The 18,226-nt window shown below is 71.7% G+C and carries 14 protein-coding genes; 1 reads left to right on the forward strand and 13 read right to left on the reverse strand.

Annotated elements, in window-relative coordinates; genetic code table 11:
• Positions 1 to 292 precede the first annotated feature (292 nt).
• Positions 293 to 3,421 (forward strand): isoleucine--tRNA ligase, encoded by a 3,129-nt coding sequence (gene ileS / locus P3T27_RS04680; protein ID WP_280674438.1) that lies wholly within the window; start codon positions 293 to 295, stop codon positions 3,419 to 3,421.
• Between the two features lie 147 nt (positions 3,422 to 3,568).
• On the opposite strand, the gene P3T27_RS04685 is transcribed toward ileS, so the two are convergent.
• The 13 genes from P3T27_RS04685 to P3T27_RS04745 form a co-directional block, all read right to left on the reverse strand.
• Positions 3,569 to 4,906 (reverse strand): DivIVA domain-containing protein, encoded by a 1,338-nt coding sequence (locus P3T27_RS04685; RefSeq protein WP_280674444.1) that lies wholly within the window; start codon positions 4,904 to 4,906, stop codon positions 3,569 to 3,571.
• A gap of 59 nt (positions 4,907 to 4,965) precedes the next feature.
• Positions 4,966 to 5,247 carry a YggT family protein gene (locus P3T27_RS04690; protein WP_063347232.1) on the reverse strand — a complete coding sequence of 94 codons (282 nt, stop codon included), beginning with the start codon at positions 5,245 to 5,247 and terminating at the stop codon, positions 4,966 to 4,968.
• Positions 5,248 to 5,346: 99 nt separating this feature from the next.
• Complete coding sequence (sepF, locus tag P3T27_RS04695) at positions 5,347 to 5,949, reverse strand: cell division protein SepF (RefSeq protein ID WP_280674448.1); 603 nt, start codon at positions 5,947 to 5,949, stop codon at positions 5,347 to 5,349.
• Between the two features lie 303 nt (positions 5,950 to 6,252).
• Complete coding sequence (locus P3T27_RS04700; RefSeq protein ID WP_280674450.1) at positions 6,253 to 7,056, reverse strand: YggS family pyridoxal phosphate-dependent enzyme; 804 nt, start codon at positions 7,054 to 7,056, stop codon at positions 6,253 to 6,255.
• Entirely contained in the window at positions 7,056 to 7,787 is a 732-nt protein-coding gene (pgeF, locus tag P3T27_RS04705) for a peptidoglycan editing factor PgeF (protein WP_280674452.1), read from the reverse strand. The genes P3T27_RS04700 and pgeF overlap by 1 nt, the downstream gene beginning before the upstream one ends.
• Complete coding sequence (gene ftsZ, locus P3T27_RS04710) at positions 7,784 to 9,010, reverse strand: cell division protein FtsZ (protein WP_280674454.1); 1,227 nt, start codon at positions 9,008 to 9,010, stop codon at positions 7,784 to 7,786. Before ftsZ ends, pgeF begins: the two co-directional genes overlap by 4 nt.
• A 363-nt stretch (positions 9,011 to 9,373) precedes the next feature.
• Positions 9,374 to 10,150: an FtsQ-type POTRA domain-containing protein gene (locus P3T27_RS04715; RefSeq protein WP_280674456.1), complete on the reverse strand. Its 777-nt coding sequence runs from the start codon at positions 10,148 to 10,150 to the stop codon at positions 9,374 to 9,376.
• Positions 10,143 to 11,249, reverse strand: a complete 1,107-nt coding sequence (gene murG, locus P3T27_RS04720; RefSeq protein ID WP_280674458.1) for an undecaprenyldiphospho-muramoylpentapeptide beta-N-acetylglucosaminyltransferase — start codon at positions 11,247 to 11,249, stop codon at positions 10,143 to 10,145. Before murG ends, P3T27_RS04715 begins: the two co-directional genes overlap by 8 nt.
• Before the next feature lie 6 nt (positions 11,250 to 11,255).
• On the reverse strand, positions 11,256 to 12,512 hold the full coding sequence (gene ftsW / locus P3T27_RS04725) for a putative lipid II flippase FtsW (RefSeq protein ID WP_280674818.1): 1,257 nt from the start codon (positions 12,510 to 12,512) through the stop codon (positions 11,256 to 11,258).
• Positions 12,513 to 12,669: 157 nt separating this feature from the next.
• Positions 12,670 to 14,142, reverse strand: coding sequence for a UDP-N-acetylmuramoyl-L-alanine--D-glutamate ligase (gene murD, locus P3T27_RS04730; RefSeq protein ID WP_280674460.1), 1,473 nt, complete (start codon positions 14,140 to 14,142; stop codon positions 12,670 to 12,672).
• Entirely contained in the window at positions 14,139 to 15,200 is a 1,062-nt protein-coding gene (mraY, locus tag P3T27_RS04735) for a phospho-N-acetylmuramoyl-pentapeptide-transferase (RefSeq protein WP_280674462.1), read from the reverse strand. Before mraY ends, murD begins: the two co-directional genes overlap by 4 nt.
• Positions 15,200 to 16,603 (reverse strand): UDP-N-acetylmuramoyl-tripeptide--D-alanyl-D-alanine ligase, encoded by a 1,404-nt coding sequence (murF, locus tag P3T27_RS04740; RefSeq protein WP_280674464.1) that lies wholly within the window; start codon positions 16,601 to 16,603, stop codon positions 15,200 to 15,202. Before murF ends, mraY begins: the two co-directional genes overlap by 1 nt.
• Positions 16,600 to 18,165, reverse strand: a complete 1,566-nt coding sequence (locus tag P3T27_RS04745) for a UDP-N-acetylmuramoyl-L-alanyl-D-glutamate--2,6-diaminopimelate ligase (RefSeq protein WP_348534056.1) — start codon at positions 18,163 to 18,165, stop codon at positions 16,600 to 16,602. The genes murF and P3T27_RS04745 overlap by 4 nt, the downstream gene beginning before the upstream one ends.
• Positions 18,166 to 18,226: the final 61 nt, after the last annotated feature.

Consider the following 18,226-nt stretch of genomic DNA (forward strand, 5'->3'; position numbering starts at 1 on the left):
CCGATACACTGGCCCTGCAAGGCGCAGATGGGACGAGTACCGACGTACGCAGCCACCAGCGACCCGGGGACGGTGCGAGCCCGGGGGTGTGCACGGCGGGAAGATCACCCCGGAGCCGCCGGAAGAACGGCCCTCCGCCACCGCGCGGGCCCGGCCCACTAGACCCGGCAGCAAGCCCAAACAAGAGGGCCGCACGCAGCATCGCGGCCAAGGAGGGTGGTACCGCGGGGCGGCTTGCCGTCTCGTCCCTCCGTCGGATCCCGTCCACATCCGCCGGAGGTATGACGCCGCGATGAGCACCTACAACCCCGTCCCCGCGCAGGTGGACCTGCCCGCCCTCGAACACCAGATCCTGTCCTTCTGGCAGGACGGCAAGATCTTCCAGCGCAGCCTGGAGCAGTCCGAGGGCCGTCCCGAGTGGGTCTTCTACGAGGGCCCGCCGACCGCCAACGGCATGCCCGGCGCCCACCACATCGAGGCCCGCGTCTTCAAGGACGTCTTCCCGCGCTACCGGACGATGAAGGGCTACCACGTCGCCCGCAAGGCCGGCTGGGACTGCCACGGCCTCCCGGTCGAGCTCGCCGTCGAGAAGGAACTGGGCTTCTCCGGCAAGCAGGACATCGAGGCCTACGGCATCGCCGAGTTCAACGCCAAGTGCCGCGCGTCGGTGACCCGCCACACCGACGCCTTCGCCGAGCTGACCACCCGCATGGGGTACTGGGTCGACCTCGACGAGGCCTACCGGACGATGGACCCGTCGTACGTCCAGTCCGTCTGGTGGTCGCTCAAGCAGATCTTCGACAAGGGCCTGCTGGTCCAGGACCACCGGGTCGCCCCCTGGTGCCCGCGCTGCGGCACCGGCCTGTCCGACCACGAGCTGGCCCAGGGCTACGAGACCGTCGTCGACCCCTCGGTCTTCGTCCGCTTCCCGCTGACCAGCGGCCCGCTGGCCGGCCAGGCCTCGCTGCTGGTCTGGACCACCACCCCGTGGACCCTGGTCGCCAACACCGCCGCCGCGGTCCACCCCGAGGTCACCTACGTGGTGGCCACCGACGGCACCGAGAAGCTGGTCGTCGCCGAGCCGCTGCTCGCCAAGTCCCTCGGCGAGGGCTGGGAGGCCACCGGCGAGTCCTTCACCGGCGCCGAGATGGAGCGCTGGGCCTACCGCCGCCCCTTCGACCTGGTCGAGATCGAGGACGCGCACTACGTCCTCAACGCCGACTACGTCACCACCGAGGACGGCACCGGCATCGTCCACCAGTCCCCCGCCTTCGGCGCTGACGACCTCGCGACCTGCCGCCGGTACGGCCTGCCGGTGGTCAACCCGGTGCTCGCCGACGGCACCTTCGCCCCCGAGGTCCCGCTGGTCGGCGGCCAGTTCTTCAAGAAGGCCGACGAGGCCCTGGTCGCGGACCTCAAGGAACGCGGCCTGCTCTTCCGCCACCTCCCGTACGAGCACAGCTACCCGCACTGCTGGCGCTGCCACACCGCGCTGCTCTACTACGCGCAGCCGTCCTGGTACATCCGCACCACCGCGGTCAAGGACGCGCTGATCCGGGAGAACGAGGCCACCAACTGGTACCCGGAGAACGTGAAGCACGGCCGCTTCGGCGACTGGCTGAACAACAACATCGACTGGGCGCTCAGCCGTAACCGCTACTGGGGCACCCCGCTGCCGATCTGGCGCTGCGAGGAGGGCCACCTCACCTGCGTCGGCTCGCTGGCCGAGCTGTCCGAGCTCACCGGCACCGACCAGAGCGGCCTCGACCCGCACCGCCCGTACATCGACGAGGTCACCTTCGCCTGCCGCGAGTGCGGCGGCACCTCGACCCGCGTCCCCGAGGTCATCGACGCCTGGTACGACTCGGGCTCGATGCCCTTCGCCCAGTACGGCTACCCGCACCAGAACAAGGAGCTGTTCGAGAAGCGCTACCCGGCGCAGTTCATCTCCGAGGCGATCGACCAGACCCGCGGCTGGTTCTACACGCTGATGGCGGTCGGCACCCTGGTGTTCGACAAGAACAGCTACGAGAACGTCGTCTGTCTGGGCCACATCCTGGCCGAGGACGGCCGCAAGATGTCCAAGCACCTGGGCAACACCCTGCAGCCGATCCCGCTGATGGACCAGCACGGCGCCGACGCCGTCCGCTGGTTCATGGCGGCCGGCGGCTCGCCCTGGTCGGCCCGCCGGGTCGGCCACGGCACCATCCAGGAGGTGGTCCGCAAGACCCTCCTCACCTACTGGAACACCGTCGCCTTCCAGGCCCTGTATGCCCGCACCGCCGGCTGGTCCCCCTCGGCGGCCGACCCGGCCCCGGCCGACCGCCCGCAGCTGGACCGCTGGGTGCTCTCCGAGCTGAACACCCTGGTCCGCGAGGTCGACTCGGCCTTCGAGGCGTACGACACCCAGCGCGCCGGCAAGCTGCTGTCCGGCTTCGTCGACGACCTGTCCAACTGGTACGTCCGCCGCGGCCGCCGCCGCTTCTGGCAGGGCGACGCGGCCGCGCTGGCCACCCTGCACGAGGCGCTGGAGACGGTCACCCGGCTGATGGCCCCGATGACCCCGTTCATCACCGAACAGGTCTGGCAGGACCTGGTCGTCCCGGTCGTCCCGGACGCTCCGGCCTCGGTCCACCTGGCCACCTGGCCGGAGGCCGACGAGTCGCTGGTCGACGCCGACCTCTCCCGGCACATGGCGCTGGTCCGCCGTCTGGTCGAGCTCGGCCGGGCCACCCGCGCCGAGTCGGGCGTGAAGACCCGCCAGCCGCTGTCCCGCGCGCTGATCGCCGCCCAGGGCTGGGACGAGCTGCCCGCCGACCTGCGCGCGCAGATCGCCGAGGAGCTCAACGTCTCCGCCCTGGAGTCGCTGGCCGAGGTCGGCGGCTCGCTGGTCGACACCAGTGCCAAGGCCAACTTCCGCGCCCTGGGCAAGCGGTTCGGCAAGGGCGTGCAGGACGTCGCCAAGGCGGTCGCCGCCACCGACGCCGCCCGCCTCGCCGCCGAACTGCGCGCGAACGGCGAGACCTCGGTCGAGCTGAACGGCGAGACGGTCGCCCTCTCCTCGGACGAGGTGATCATCACCGAGACCCCGCGCGAGGGCTGGGCCGTCGCCAACGAGTCCGGTGCCACCGTCGCCCTCGACCTGGCCATCACCCCGGAGCTCAAGCGGCTCGGCGTCGCCCGCGACGCCATCCGCCAGATCCAGGAGGCCCGCAAGAACTCTGGCCTCGACGTCGCCGACCGCATCGTCCTGCGCTGGCGGGCCACCTCCGAGGAGACCGCGGAGGCCATCGCCGAGCACGGTCCGCTCGTCGCCGAGGAGGTGCTCGCCACCGACTTCGCCGCCGGCGCGGCCGACTGGGAGTCCGAGACCTTCACCGACGAATCCCTCGGCCTCGCCTTCCAGCTCCGCAAGGCCTGACCGACCCCGAAGCCGCCGGAACCGCCCGGTTCCGGCGGCTTCGCCGTACCCCCGCACCCGGCCCCACCGCCCCGGCCAACGCAAGAGCGCCCCCTGTCCGACCCGGAGGTCGGACAGGGGGCGCTCTCACAAGGCCGTGCTACGACCTCAGTTGTCGCCGTCCTCGTCGATCAGGAAGCCCCGCATCGGCGCCGGCGCCTGCTGCATCGGCTGCGGAGGCTGCGGCCGGACGGCCGCCATCGGCTGGGTCATCCCGGCCGGCTGCATCTGCGGCGCGCCGGTGTTGCCACCGGACGGCTGGCCGCCGAAGCTCGGCGCCGGCGGGTTCCCGCCGAAGGAGCTCTGACCGCCGAACGACGGCGAGTTGCCGCCGAAGGACGGCTGGTTGCCGCCGAAGGACGGGGCACCGCCACTCATCGCACCGGCACCGGCCGGCGCCATCGACGAGGCTGCCGGCGGCAGCGACGCGGTGGCGGGGATCCGCGGCGGGGCGAGCGAGTCGTCGGCCTGCGACTCCAGCTGGCGCAGCTGGGTCTCCAGGTACGACTTGAGGCGCGTACGGTACTCACGCTCGAACGCCCGCAGGTCCTCGACCTTGCGCTCCAGCGTGGCACGCGCGGACTCCAGCGAGCCCATCGCGACCCGGTGCTTCTCCTGCGCGTCCCGCTCCAGGGCGTCCGCCTTGGCTCGGGCGTCGCGCTCCAGGCCCTCGGCCCGGCTGCGGGCCTCGCCGACGATCTTGTTGGCCTCGGAACGGGCCTCGGAGATCGCCTGGTCGGCGGTCTGCTGAGCGAGCGCCAGGACGCGGGCGGCGCTGTCGCCACCGGGGCCCTGCTGCTGCTGCATCGGACCGCCGAGCGGGCCGCCCATCTGCTGCTGCGGGCCGCCCATGGGGCCGCCCATCGGCTGCATCTGCTGCTGGCCCATGCCCTGGCCCATCGGGTTGCCCATCTGCTGCTGCGGGCCACCGGGGCCGCCCATGGGCTGGAGCATCTGACCGCCCATCGGCTGGACCAGCTGCTGCTGGCCGCCCATGGTCTGGCCCATCTGCTGCTGCGGGCCGCCCATCTGCTGGGGGCCGGCGGGGAGCTGCGGGGCGCCGGAGGGCAGGCCGAGCGGCTGGTTGCCCATCTGCTGCTGCGGGCCACCCATCTGCTGCTGCTGCGGACCACCCGGGCCCATCTGCTGCTGCGGACCACCGGGGCCCTGCTGGCCGGGGACCGGCGGGCCGGATATGGCGGCCGGGACGGGCGCGCCGGGACGGGAGTCCTGCGGCGCTTCCTTCCGCATGTTGGCCTGGTTCTGCGCGGCGGCACGAGTCGCGGCGGCCAGCTTGGCGCGCAGGTCCTCGTTCTCGCGAAGCAGGCGGGTCAGCTCCGCCTCGACCTCGTCGAGGAAGGCATCGACCTCGTCCTCGTCATAGCCTTCGCGCAGACGGACGGTCGTGAACTGCTTGTTCCGAACGTCCTCGGGGGTCAATGGCATCTCTTCACCTCAACGTGATCGTCGGCACACCGGCATCCTGTCGCATCGCTCACCTACGACTAGGGCCGCACAAGCGAGATCAGGACATACACAATGATCATCAGTACGAAGAAGGACAGGTCGAGCGCCACGCCCCCGAAACGCAACGGCGGGATGAACCGCCGAAGAAGCTTGAGCGGCGGATCCGTGACAGTGTACGTGGCCTCCAGGACCAGGACCATGGCCTTACCCGGCCGCCACGAACGCGCGAACTGGAAGACCCAGTCCATGACCAGTCGTACAAGCAGGAACACCAGGAAGACGGTCAGGGCGTAGTAGAGCACCGCCCACACGATGTCCATCGCGTTTCCCTCTCCCCGGTCCCGGGCCCTTGGGCCTGCCGCTCGTCGCCTGTCGCTAATCCACTGTTGATCAGATCCACACGTAAAGTCGTGGCCGGGTCAGCTCTGGTTGAAGAACCCACCCTCGGCGATCCGAGCCTTGTCCTCCGCCGTGACATCGACGTTAGCAGGCGACAGCAGGAACACCTTCTGTGTCACGCGCTCGATACTGCCGTGCAGACCGAAGACGAGTCCAGCGGCGAAGTCTACGAGCCGCTTCGCGTCGGTGTCGTCCATCTCGGTCAGATTCATGATCACGGGGGTCCCGCCACGGAACTGTTCCCCGATGGTACGGGCCTCGTTGTAGGTCCGGGGGTGCAGCGTGGTGATGCGGTAGGGCTCTCGTTCGTTCACTACCTTGGGCATGATCACCGGGGCGCTCTTCTCCAGGTTGTGGCGGCGTTCGGGTGTGATGGACGACACTGGGGCCATCCTCGGGGTCTCCTGCCGGATCGGCACCGCGGCCGCGACCGGCTGCGGGGTGATCGAGGAGACCGGGGCGGGTGCGGCGGCCGGCCGGGGAATGTCCTCGGTCCGCTGTCCCGTTCGAATCGGCTCGGGGTCCGCGTCGTAGTCGTCGTCAGGGTCGTACCCCTGGCCGTCGTACGTCTCGTCCTCCACGAGGCCGAGGTAGACCGCCATCTTGCGCATTGCGCCGGCCATGCTCCTGTCTCCTCCGCTCATAGCCACCTCGCTGGCGCGCGGTGGCGGCTTCGCGAAACGCGCACCTTCCGATGGTCGCCCGCTCCGCTCGCTCCGTGCGGACCGGCTCCGTCCCGGCGGCCAGGCCGTGCGGCCCTGCCTGCGGATTCCGCGGTCCACCCACGACGGCCCGCCAGGCCGACGGCCGGTCAGAGTTCGTGGAGTGGGGGCCGCGGAGCTGCGATCCACGGTTCGCTAGCGCTCCGAGGAGCTGCTAGATTCTGTCCTATTTTGTCCTGCAGTCTGATCTACTACCCGGTGACGTTACCTGAGGGGTGACCTCACTCCGAGTACCGCCGTTCCGACGCGCACATGTGTCGCTCCGGCGGCAATCGCCTGCTCAAGGTCACCACTCATCCCTGCGGAGACCATGGTGGCAGCAGGATGGGCCGTCCGTACGGCGGTTGCGATTTCCGTCAGCCGCTCGAAGGCCCGAGCCGGGTCTCCGGCGAGCGGACCGGCCAGCGGAGCGACGGTCATCACACCGTCCAGCCGGAGCCCGGGCGTGTCGGCGATCGCGTCGGTGATTTCCGCGACGTCCTCCGGGGCGACTCCGGCCCGGTGGGCACCCTCGCCGTGCTCCTTGTCCAGGGCCACCTGCACCAGGCAACCCAGCTCCGGGCGCTCGGACTTGAGCACCGCGGCGGAGAGCGACTCGACCAGCCGCAGCCGGTCCACCGAGTGCACGTGGTTCGCGTACCGGACGACCGAGCGGACCTTGTTGGTCTGCAGCTGTCCGACGAAGTGCCAGTCAAGAGGAAGGTTTCTGCACTGCTCTGCCTTGGGTGCGGCGTCCTGGTCGCGGTTCTCCGCGACGTCCGTCACACCCAGCCCGGCCAACAGCGCGGTGTCCTCGGCGGGGTAGGTCTTGGTGACGACGATCAGGGTGACCTCGTCGCGCGCCCGTCCGACGGCCGCACAGGCGTCGGCGATCCGCCGCTCGACCACGTCGAGGTTGGTCCCCAGCTCCTCGTAGCGGGCCCGCTGGCCCTGCGTCAGCGCCGCCGACCAGCTTGGATCAGGGAAGGCGGCGCCGCCCGGGAACGGTCCGTAGATGTCGTTCGTCATCAGTGATCAGAGCCCAACCAGACATAGCTCGCGAGCCGGCCGGTGCGCTGCTCGCGGCGATAGGAGTAGTGATCGGCGGATTCGAGGGTGCAGACCGATGATCGCACCAGCTCGGTGACCCCCGCGGCGGCCAACTGGGCCGCGACTCCCTCCGGCACGTCCAGGGCCGGCGTTCCCCAGGAGGTCTCGGCGAACGCGGCGGGCACCACCGCGGCGACCTCGGCCCGCAGGTCGGCCGGCACCTCGTAGCACCGGCCGCAGACCGCGGGGCCGGTGGCCGCGACGATCCGACCCGGCTCGGCCCCCAGCTCGACCATCGCCCGCACGACCGCGGGCACCACCCCGGCCGCCAGCCCGGGCCGGCCCGCGTGGGCCGCGCCCGCCACGCCCGCCACCGGGTCGGCCAGCAGCACCGGGGTGCAGTCGGCGGTCAGGACGGCGAGCGCGAGCGGCCGGTCGGTGACCACCGCGTCCACCGTCGGGGCCTCCCCCGGCGGCTGGCGCTCCGTCACCACCGCGACCTCCGCGCCGTGCACCTGGTTCATCCAGACCACGTCGGCCGGGTTCAGTCCGAGCTCCCGGGCGACGATCGCCCGGTTCTCCCGGACGGTCTCCGGGTCGTCCCCCACCGCCCCGCCGAGGTTGAGCTCCCCGTACGGCGAAGTGCTCACCCCGCCCCACCGATCGGTGAAGGCGAAGTGAGCACCCGCGTGTACCGCGTGATCGATCACTTAAGGAAGTCCGGGACGTCGAGCTCCTCCGCTGCGCTCTCCACGAACGGCTGTCGGGCCGGCTGCACCTGCGGCGGCACCGGGGCGGCGGTCGCGGTGGCCGAGGTCTCGGCGGCGCGCGGCGCGGAGGCGTGGGTGTCCCCCTCCGAACGGGACGTCACCGAGCCGATGCTCCCGTAGGACGGCCGGGTGGCCGGGCGCTCCGGGGTGGTCGGCGTCGTGGTCGCGGCGGCGGGGGTGGCCTTGACCACCGGGTCGCGGACGATCGCCGGCGGCTGCCCGCCGTCGAAGCCGGCCGCGATGACGGTGACCCGGACCTCGTCGCCGAGCGCGTCGTCGATGACCGCGCCGAAGATGATGTTGGCCTCGGGGTGCGCGGCCTCGCTGACCAGCTGGGCCGACTCGTTGATCTCGAACAGACCGAGGTCGGAGCCGCCCGAGATGGACAGCAGCACGCCGCGGGCGCCGTCGATCGAGGCCTCCAGCAGCGGCGAGGAGATCGCCATCACGGCGGCCGCCTTGGCACGGTCCTCGCCGCGGGCCGAACCGATGCCCATGAGCGCCGAACCGGCCTCCGACATGACGGACTTGACGTCGGCGAAGTCGAGGTTGATCAGGCCGGGGGTGGTGATCAGGTCGGTGATGCCCTGGACACCGGAGAGCAGGACCTGGTCGGCCGAGCGGAACGCGTCGAGCACGCTGACCTGGCGGTCGGAGATGGACAGCAGCCGGTCGTTGGGGATCACGATGAGGGTGTCGACCTCCTCGCGCAGGCTCGCGATGCCGTCCTCGGCCTGGTTGGCGCGGCGCCGGCCCTCGAAGGTGAAGGGGCGGGTGACCACGCCGATGGTCAGGGCGCCCAGCGAGCGGGCGATGTTGGCGACCACGGGCGCGCCGCCCGTGCCCGTGCCACCACCCTCGCCGGCGGTGACGAAGACCATGTCGGCCCCCTTGAGGACCTCCTCGATCTCCTCGCGGTGGTCCTCGGCGGCCTTGCGGCCGACCTCGGGGTTGGCGCCGGCGCCGAGGCCCCGGGTGAGTTCACGGCCCACATCGAGCTTGACGTCGGCGTCGCTCATCAGGAGGGCCTGCGCATCGGTGTTGATCGCGATGAACTCGACGCCCTTGAGACCGACCTCGATCATCCGGTTGATGGCGTTGACACCACCGCCGCCGATTCCGACGACCTTGATGACTGCGAGGTAGTTCTGCGGTGCTGCCACGTCGAAGGCCTCTCGCCTCGAATTTCCGGGTCGACCCGACCCGACGGGGGGTCGTGCCGACGGATGTCGATGGGTAGGGAGCCTGGTTTCCGACTGAATGTCCGAAATGCCGACCGCCGACCCCAACCCTAAACTTGACCTTTAGGGTTAGTCCTGTGCCTCCGTCACATCACCAGGGGGCACAGTCTGGTGACACAGGACACTAGGTGGCTCCAGGCACGTGTTTCAACGAACACGCCGAGCTTCCCTTTTTCTTTTGAGCCTATGTGATCATCGGCCGCTGAATGAAACCGGGGTGACCACCAAGGGTCGGGCTGACACTTCACAGCGTCAACCCCTCCCTCAGGCACAGAACCTACCGGATCATCCCGACACCGCCGGCGCCTCCGGCGCACTCACGTCGAAGTTCGTGCCCTTCTGCGTCATCAACGCGACCAGCGCCCGAGCCTTGCGATCGGTCTGCTCCGGGCTCCCCCAGTGCACCGTCGCACCCCCGCTGAGCTGCAGCTGAATATCGTCGTACGAGTGCACCAGCACCGCCCCGGCCCGCTTCGCCACCTCGGGCGGCAGCCCGGCGGCCACCGACACCGCACCCTGCACCAGCTGCGAACGGGAGATCACCCCGTCCACGTCCTTCGCCTGCTGACTGAGCCGCAGTTCCACCACCGGCACCCCCTCCGGCGGGGCCGCCTCGGTGGCGAAGCTCACGCCGCCGGCGTCCACCTGGGTGAACTGGCCGTCCTCCCCCTTGACGGCGGCCACCGCCGTACGCTGGACGACCTTCACCTGCAGGGTGTGCGGCCAGCCCCGCCACACCTCGGCCTTGGCCACCCGGGGGATCGCCTCCACCCGGTGCTGGACGGCGTCCAGGTCCACCCGCGCCAGCGGGCCGTCGCCGACCCGTCCGATCGCCGCGCGGACCTGGTCCGCCGTCAACTTCTCGTCCTTCGGTCCCTGGACCGCGACCTCGCGCACGTCCAGCAGCGAGGAGAAGAACACCACCCAGGCCAGCACGCCCAGCACCGCGGCGCCGAGCACGCTCAGCACCACGATGCCCCGCCGGGAGAGCCGGAGCCGAGGAGCGGACTCCTCGTCCTCCAGCTCTTCCTCCAGCGGGTCGGCGAGCCGGCCGTCAGCCACGGCGGCGACCGCCGCGGGAGGCCTGGATCGCCTCGTAGACCATGCCGACCAGCAGGTCGTCGGCGTCCCGGCGGCCGAACTCGGCGGCAGCCCGGCTCATGTCCCACAGCCGCTGCGGGTCGGTGAGCACCGGCAGCACGTTCTGCAGCACCCAGTCCGGGGTCAGCTCGGCGTCGTCCACCAGCAGGCCGCCGCCGGCCTTGACCATCGGCTGGGCGTTCAGCCGCTGCTCGCCGTTGCCGATCGGCAGCGGGACGAACGCGGCGGGCAGCCCGACGGCGGCCAGCTCGGCGACGGTCATGGCGCCGGCCCGGCAGAGCATCAGGTCCGCGGCCGCGTAGGCGAGGTCCATCCGGTCGACGTACGGCACCACCCGGTACGGCGGCATCCCGGGGATGTCCTCGACCTGCGGCAGCTCGTTCTTCGGGCCGACCGCGTGCAGGATCTGCACGCCGTACTGCTGGAGCCGCGGGGCGATCGCGGTGACCGTCTCGTTGAGCCGACGCGCGCCCTGGGATCCGCCGGAGACCAGCAGGGTGGGCAGGCGCTGGTCGAGGCCGAAGTAGTGCCGGGCTTCCGGTCGGGCGGCGCCGCGGTCCAGGGTGGCGATGGTCCGGCGCAGCGGGATGCCGATGTACCGGGAGTCGCGCAGCTTGCTGTCCGGCGTGGAGACCGCCACGAAGTCGGTGTAGCGGGCGCCGATCTTGTTGGCCAGGCCCGGACGGGCGTTCGCCTCGTGCACCACGATCGGCACGCCGGCCCGCTTGGCGGCCAGGTAGGCGGGCATCGCGACGTAGCCGCCGAAGCCGACCACGGCGTCCGCGTTGACCCGTTCGATGATCTCCTGGGCGGCCCGTACGGTACCGCGCAGCCGGCCGGGGACGGTGATCAGCTCGGGGGTGGGCTTGCGGGGCAGCGGGACGGCCGGGATGAGCTCCAGCTGGTAGCCGCGCTCGGGCACCAGTCGGGTCTCCAGACCGCGTTCGGTTCCCAGGGCGGTGATCCCGACGGACGGGTCATGCCTGCGGAGGGCGTCCGCGAGGGCCATGGCCGGCTCGATGTGACCGGCGGTCCCCCCGCCGGCGAGTACGACATGCACCGAAATTCACCGCTCCCTGCGTGCCGGCCCCGGGGCCGGGCGCGCTGTGGTTCGTCGTCGTGGCAGCACCCGGGCCAGTCGTCTCCTGATCCGGGAGTTCTTGCTCCGGGCGGCCAGGGCCGCCTTCGCGCCCGAGGTGCTGCGTGCCAGGCACAGCAGCACACCGATCGCGGACATGGCCGACAGCATGGCGGAACCGCCGTAGGAGAACAGCGGGAGCGGGACGCCCGCGATGGGCAGCAGTCCCAGCGCCGACCCCAGGTTGATCATGGCCTGCGCCATGATCCAGGTGGTGGCGGCTCCCGCGGCGTACCTGACGAAGGGATCCTTCGTACCGATGGCCACACGGATACCCGCGTAGCCTAGTGCCGCGAAGAGACCGATCACCGACAGCGTCCCCACCAGGCCCAGTTCCTCGCCGGTCGCGGCGAAGATGAAGTCGGTGTGCGCCTCGGGCAGCTGGCCCCATTTCTCCACGCCGGCGCCGAGGCCGGTGCCGAAGCCACCGCCGAGCGCGAACGAGTAGACACCGTGCAGGGCCTGGAAGCAGGCCCCGTCGGGGTCGAGCTTGGTGACGCCGATGCAGCCCAGGCGCTCCGCCCGGTGCGGGACCGTGATGACCAGCGCGGTGCAGACGACCACGGCCACCCCGAGGGTGGCCACGAACAGCCGCAGCGGCGCACCGACCATCCAGAGCAGCGCGAACAGCATCGCCACCAGGATCATCGAGGTGCCCATGTCGCCGCCGAGCATGATCAGCGCGAGCAGCAGCAGGGCGCCCGGCACCAGCGGGACGAGCAGGTGCTTCCAGGAGGTGAGGGTGCCGGCCTTCTGCTTGCGGGCGAGCAGGTCGGCGCCCCAGAGCACCAGCGCGAGCTTGGCGAACTCCGAGGGCTGGAACTGGAAGAACCCGAAGTCCAGCCAGTTCTGGTTGCCGTTGATCCGCACCCCGATGCCGGGTACGGCGACCAGCGCGAGCGCGCCGATCACCCCGAGCATCACCGGGTAGACGATCACCCGCAGCACCGCCAGCGGTACGGAGGCGAAGCCGATCAGCAGGACCAGGCCGAGGATGGCCGCGATCAGCTGCTTGAGGAAGTAGTACTGCGCCGAGTGGTGCTGGCCCAGGGCGAGGATCTGCGAGGCCGAGAAGACCATCATCAGACCGAGCACCACCAGCAGCAGCATCGTGCCGACGATGAGCAGGTAGGGCGTGAGCGGCCGGTCCAGCCAGTACCGCACCCGGTCCCGGAAGGCCCGCACCCGGGCCAGCGGTCCGGCCGACTTGTACTTGGTCGTGGTGGCCGAGATCACGCGCCACGGCTCTGCGGCGTCCTGCTTCGTACCGCCGGAATCCGCTCTGCCCTGCCCCGCCACCGCTCCCCGCTCACTCTCTCCGTACGACTCCCTCGCCCGCCTGCTACGCGCCCGCCAGCTCCCGGACGGCCGCCGCGAACAGGTCGCCGCGCTCGCCGTAGTTGGTGAACATGTCCATCGAGGCGCAGGCCGGGGCCAGCAGCACCGTGTCACCCGACCGGGCGAGCGACGCGGCCGTCCGGACGACCTCGGCCATCGCCACCGCGCCAGTCTGGCCCTCGGCCGCCTCCATCACCGGGACATCCGGAGCGTGTCGCTCCAGCGCCGCCCGGATCAGGGCCCGGTCCTCGCCGATCAGCACGACCGCGCGCAGCCGCTCGGCCGCGCCCTGGACCAGGTCGTCGAAGGTCGCGCCCTTGGCCAGGCCGCCGGCGATCCAGACGATCGGCCGGTAGGCGGCCAGCGAGGCGGCGGCGGCGTGGGTGTTGGTGGCCTTGGAGTCGTCGATGTAGGTGACCTCGCCGACCACGCCGACCTCGGCGATCCGGTGCGCGTCCGGGCGGAAGGCCCGCAGGCCCTCCCGGACGGCCTTCGGCTCGACGCCGTACGCCCGGGCCAGCGCCGCCGCGGCGAGCGCGTTGGCGATGTTGTGCGGGGCAGCAGGGCGGCGGCGCGCAGCGCCGTCCTCCGAGGCGACGGGTGGGCTGATGTCCTCGACGGAGCCCAGCTCGGCCGCGTTCTTGGCCCGGTCGGCCACGAACGCGCGGTCGACCAGCAGTCCGTCCACCACGCCGAAGTTCGACGGGCCGGGCGCGCCGAGGCCGAAGCCGATCGCCCGGCAGCCCTCCTCGACGTCGGCCTCGCGGACCAGCGCCTCGGTGGCCGGATCGGCCAGGTTGTACACGCAGGCGACGGTGTTGCCCTCGTAGATCCGGCCCTTGTCGGCGGCGTACGCCTCCATCGAGCCGTGCCAGTCGAGGTGGTCGGGGGCCAAGTTGAGCACGGCCGCCGAGTGCGGGCGCAGCGAGGGCGCCCAGTGCAGCTGGTAGCTGGAGAGCTCGACGGCGAGCACGTCGTACGGCTCCTCCGCGAGCACCGCGTCCAGCACCGAGACCCCGACGTTGCCGACGGCGGCGGTGCGCTTGCCGGCGGCGGTGAGGATCGAGGCGAGCATCTGGACGGTGGTGGTCTTGCCGTTGGTGCCGGTGACGGCCAGCCAGGGGGCGGGCTCGCCGGTGGCGGCCAGCGGCCTGCGCAGCCGCCAGGCCAGCTCGACGTCGCCCCACACCGGGACGCCGGCCGCCTCGGCGGCGGCGAACAGCGCGCTCCCGGGCGCCCAGCCGGGCGAGGTGACGATCAGCCGGGTGCCCTCGGGCAGGCTGTCGCCGTCGCCGAGGCGCACCGCGACGCCCAGCGCCTCCAGCTCGGCGGCCCGGGCGGTCAGGCCCGCGCCGCTGCCGCCGTCCACCACGGTGACCCGGGCGCCGAGGCCGTGCAGGACGCGCGCGGCGCTGATGCCGGAGACGCCGAGCCCGGCGACGACGACGGGCAGGTTCGCAAAGTCAGGGTTCGTCATCCGGTCCGGTATCCCGCGTAGAAGAGGCCGAGGCCGACGGCCACGCAGAGACCCTGGATGATCCAGAAGCGGACCACGACCAGGACTTCGCTCCAGCCCTTGAGTTCGAAGTGGTGCTGTAGGGGCGCCATCTTGAAGACGCGCTTGCCGGTCATCCGGAAGGAGCCGACCTGGATGATCACCGACAGGGTGATGATCATGAAGAGGCCGCCGAGCAGGATGAGCAGCAGCTCGGTGCGGGAGCAGATCGCCAGACCGGCCAGGGCGCCGCCGAGGGCGAGCGAGCCGGTGTCGCCCATGAAGATCTTGGCGGGCGAGGTGTTCCACCACAGGAAGCCGAAGCAGGAGCCCATCAGCGCGGCCGCCACCACCGCGAGGTCCAGCGGATCGCGGACGTCGTAGCAGCTGTTGGTGGCGGAGAAGAAGTACGCGCAGCTCTGGCCGTACTCCCAGACGCCGATGAAGGTGTAGGCGCCGAAGGCCATCACCGAGGCGCCGGTGGCGAGGCCGTCCAGACCGTCCGTCAGGTTCACGCCGTTGGACGTCGCCGCGATCATGAAGTACGCGAAGATGACGAACAGCACCGGGCCGATCGACCAGCCGTAGTCCCGGACGAAGGACAGGTGCTGGGACGCCGGGGAGAGCCCGCGGTCGTCCTGGAACTGCAGCGCCAGCACGGCGAAGGCCAGGCCGACGATGGACTGGCCGGCCAGCTTCGCCTTGGCCCGCAGACCGAGCGAGCGGCGCTTGACCACCTTGATGTAGTCGTCCAGGAAGCCGACCAGGCCCAGGCCGGTCGTCAGGAAGAGCACCAGCAGGCCGGAGGCCGTCGGGCTCTCGCCCGTTATCGCCTTGGTCGCGAAGTAGGCGATCAGGGTCGCCAGGATGAAGGCGATGCCGCCCATGGTGGGCGTGCCCTTCTTGCTGTGGTGCGCCTTCGGCCCGTCGTCGCGGATGTACTGGCCGTAGCCCTGCCGGGCGAGCAGCTTGATCAGGGCGGGGGTGCCGACCAGCGACAGGATCAGCCCGATCATGCCGGAGAAGAGGATCTGCTTCATTACTCGGCCACACCGTCCGCGAGGAGGGTTTCCGCCACCTTCTCCAGCCCCACCGAACGGGACGCCTTCACCAGGACCACATCCCCCGGCCGCAGCTGACTGCGCAGCAGCTCGACCGCCGCGTCCGCGTCGGACACCAGCACCGACTCCTCACCCCACGAACCTTCGTTCCTCGCGCCGAGTTCCATGCAGGCCGCCTCGCGTCCGCCGACCGCCACCAGCTTGGTGACGTCCAGCCGGACGGCGAGCCGTCCGATGGCGTCGTGCTCGGCCAGGCTCTCCTCGCCGAGCTCCCGCATCTCGCCGAGCACCGCCCAGGTGCGGCGGCGCTCCGGGCCGCGTCCCCCCATCGAGACCAGCGCCCGCAGCGCGGCCCGCATCGAGTCGGGGTTCGCGTTGTAGGCGTCGTTGACGACGGTGACACCATCGGCCCGGTCGACGACCTCCATGCGCCAGCGGGACAGCGCACCCGCTTCGCCCAGGGCGGTCGCGGTGTCGTCGACGGACATCCCGAGCTCCACCGCCACCGCGGCGGCGGCGAGGGCGTTCGAGACGTGGTGCTCACCGTACAGGCGCAGCTGCACGGGCGCGGAACCGGCCGGGGTGGTGAGCGTGAAGGATGGCCGTCCGGTGGCGTCCAGACGAACGTCCGTCGCCCGGACGTGGGCGTCCGGGGATTCCCCGAACAGGACCACCTTGGCCCTGGTGCGGGCGGCCATCGCGCGCACCAGCCGGTCGTCCGCGTTGAGGATCGCGGTGCCGTCGGCGGGCAGCGCCTCGACGAGTTCGCCCTTGGCCTCGGCGATCGCCTCCTGCGAGCCGAACTCGCCGACGTGCGCGGTGCCGACGTTCAGCACCAGGCCGATCCGGGGCGGGGTGATCGAGGTGAGGTACTCGATGTCGCCCTTGTGCCGGGCGCCCATCTCCATGACCAGGTGCCGGGTGCCGGGCTCGACCCGCAGCGCCGTCATCGGGTGGCCGATCTCGTTGTTGAGCGAGCCGGGCGGGTAGACCGTCGCACCGAGGCGCTGCAGCAGCTGGGCGATCAGGTCCTTGGTGCTGGTCTTGCCGGCCGAGCCGGTCAGCGCGACGACGGCGGTGCCCTCGGCGCGGGAGACCACGGTCCGGGCCAGCTTGCCGAGCGCGTCCACCACACTGTCGACCAGGACGGCGGGCACGCCGACCGGGCGGGAGGCCAGCACCGCGACGGCGCCGGCCTCGACCGCGGTCGTCGCGTAGTCGTGGCCGTCCACGTGCTCGCCGACGAAGGCCGCGAACAGGCCGCCGGGGCGCACCTTCCGCGAGTCGACCTCGACCGGGCCGGTCACCTTGGTGTCGGGGTCGGCGCCGTCCAGGGTGCCCCCGACTGCGGCGGCCACCTCGGCGAGGGTCAGTGCGATCACTGCTGCTCTACTCCTCGGTCGCCCCGGGCGGCCGTGGTCTGCACGATGGATTCGCGCAGCACCTCCCGGTCGTCGAAGGGGCGGATCTCGTCTCGTACGTACTGGCCAAGTTCGTGGCCCTTGCCGGCCACCAGCACGGTGTCCCCGGCGTGGGCGCGGGCGACCGCGAGGCGGATCGCCTCGGCCCGGTCGGGGACGACCAGGACGGCCCCCCGCTCGGCCTCGGGCACCGCGGCGGCGCCGGTCAGCATGCTGGCCAGGATCGCCAGCGGATCCTCGCTGCGCGGGTTGTCGCTGGTCAGCAGGGCGGTGTCGGCGAGCCGGGCGGCGATGGCACCCATCGGGCCGCGCTTGTGCGGGTCGCGGTCGCCGCCGCAGCCGACGACGACGTGCAGCCGGCCCTTGGTGACCTCGCGCAGCGAGCCGAGGACGGCCTGCAGGGCGTCCGGCTTGTGCGCGTAGTCGACCACGGCGACGAACGGCTGTCCGGCGTCCACCCGCTCCAGCCGGCCCGGCACGCCCGGCACCGCGGCGACGCCGGCGACGGCCCGCTCCAGCGGCAGCCCGGCGGCGACCAGCAGGGTGATCGCGGCCAGCGCGTTGGACACGTTGAACGGGCCGGGCAGCGGCACGGCCGCGTCGGCCTCGGCGCCGTCCGGGCCGATCACCCGGAAGGTGGAGCCGGCCGGGCCGAGCTGAACGTCCACGGCCCGCCAGTCGGCCTCGGCGGCGCCGGCGGCGGAGAAGGTGGTCACCGGGATCTTGGCCTCGGCGGCCAGTCGGCGACCGTACTCGTCGTCCACGTTGACCACGCCGTGGCGGGACTTGCCGGGCTGGAAGAGCCGGGCCTTCGCCTGGAAGTAGTCCTCCATGTCCGGGTGGAAGTCGAGGTGCTCGGGGGTGAGGTTGTTGAACAGCGAGACGTCGTACGTCACGCCGTCGGTGCGGCCGTAGACCAGGGCGTGGCTGGAGACCTCCATGGTCACCGCGTCCGCGCCGCGCTCGGCCATCACGCCGAGGATCGCGTGCAGGTCGGTGGCCTCGGGGGTGGTGCGCTCGCTCTTGATCCGCTCGCTGCCGACCCGCATCTCGACGGTGCCGATCACCCCGGGGGCGCGCCCGGCGCCGCGCAGACCGCCCTCGACCAGGTAGGAGGTGGTGGTCTTGCCGTTGGTGCCGGTCAGCCCGATCATCAGCAGCCGCTCGGAGGGGCGGCCGTAGACGGCGGCCGCGAGCTCGCCCATCCGGGCCCGCGGCCGGTCGACGACCAGCAGCGGCAGGCCGGTGCCGGCCGCCAGTTCGGCGCCGGCCGGGTCGGTGAGCAGTGCCACCGCTCCCGCCGCCGCGGCCTGGGCCGCGAAGGCCGCGCCGTGGTGGTTGGCGCCGGGGAAGGCCACGTACACGTCGCCGGGGCGCACCGCGCGGGAGTCGTGGGTGACGCCGGTGACCGGGCCCCCCTCGACGGGCGCGAGGCCCAGCTGGCGGGCCAGCTCGGCGAGCGGCAGGGCGGCGGTCCCGGCCGGGCGGGGCGGACTCACGGTGGTTTGATCGGGTTTCGGCACGGCGGGAAGGCTATCCGCCGAAGGGTGCCCAGGGCCAAACCGGGCCTTCGCCGCGCCGTCG

Origin of the sequence: Kitasatospora sp. MAA19 (assembly GCF_029894125.1) — a bacterium.
Classification (GTDB): domain Bacteria; phylum Actinomycetota; class Actinomycetes; order Streptomycetales; family Streptomycetaceae; genus Kitasatospora.

Bases quoted from the DNA above. Each gene is read 5' to 3' on its own strand.
- P3T27_RS04690 (WP_063347232.1), bottom strand. From the start codon at position 5,247: ATGGACATCGTGTGGGCGGTGCTCTACTACGCCCTGACCGTCTTCCTG.
- P3T27_RS04685 (WP_280674444.1), bottom strand. From the start codon at position 4,906: ATGCCATTGACCCCCGAGGACGTTCGGAACAAGCAGTTCACGACCGTC.
- P3T27_RS04700 (WP_280674450.1), bottom strand. From the start codon at position 7,056: ATGACGAACGACATCTACGGACCGTTCCCGGGCGGCGCCGCCTTCCCT.
- mraY (WP_280674462.1), bottom strand. From the start codon at position 15,200: ATGAAGCAGATCCTCTTCTCCGGCATGATCGGGCTGATCCTGTCGCTG.
- ileS (WP_280674438.1), top strand. From the start codon at position 293: ATGAGCACCTACAACCCCGTCCCCGCGCAGGTGGACCTGCCCGCCCTC.
- murD (WP_280674460.1), bottom strand. From the start codon at position 14,142: ATGACGAACCCTGACTTTGCGAACCTGCCCGTCGTCGTCGCCGGGCTC.
- sepF (WP_280674448.1), bottom strand. From the start codon at position 5,949: ATGGCCGGCGCAATGCGCAAGATGGCGGTCTACCTCGGCCTCGTGGAG.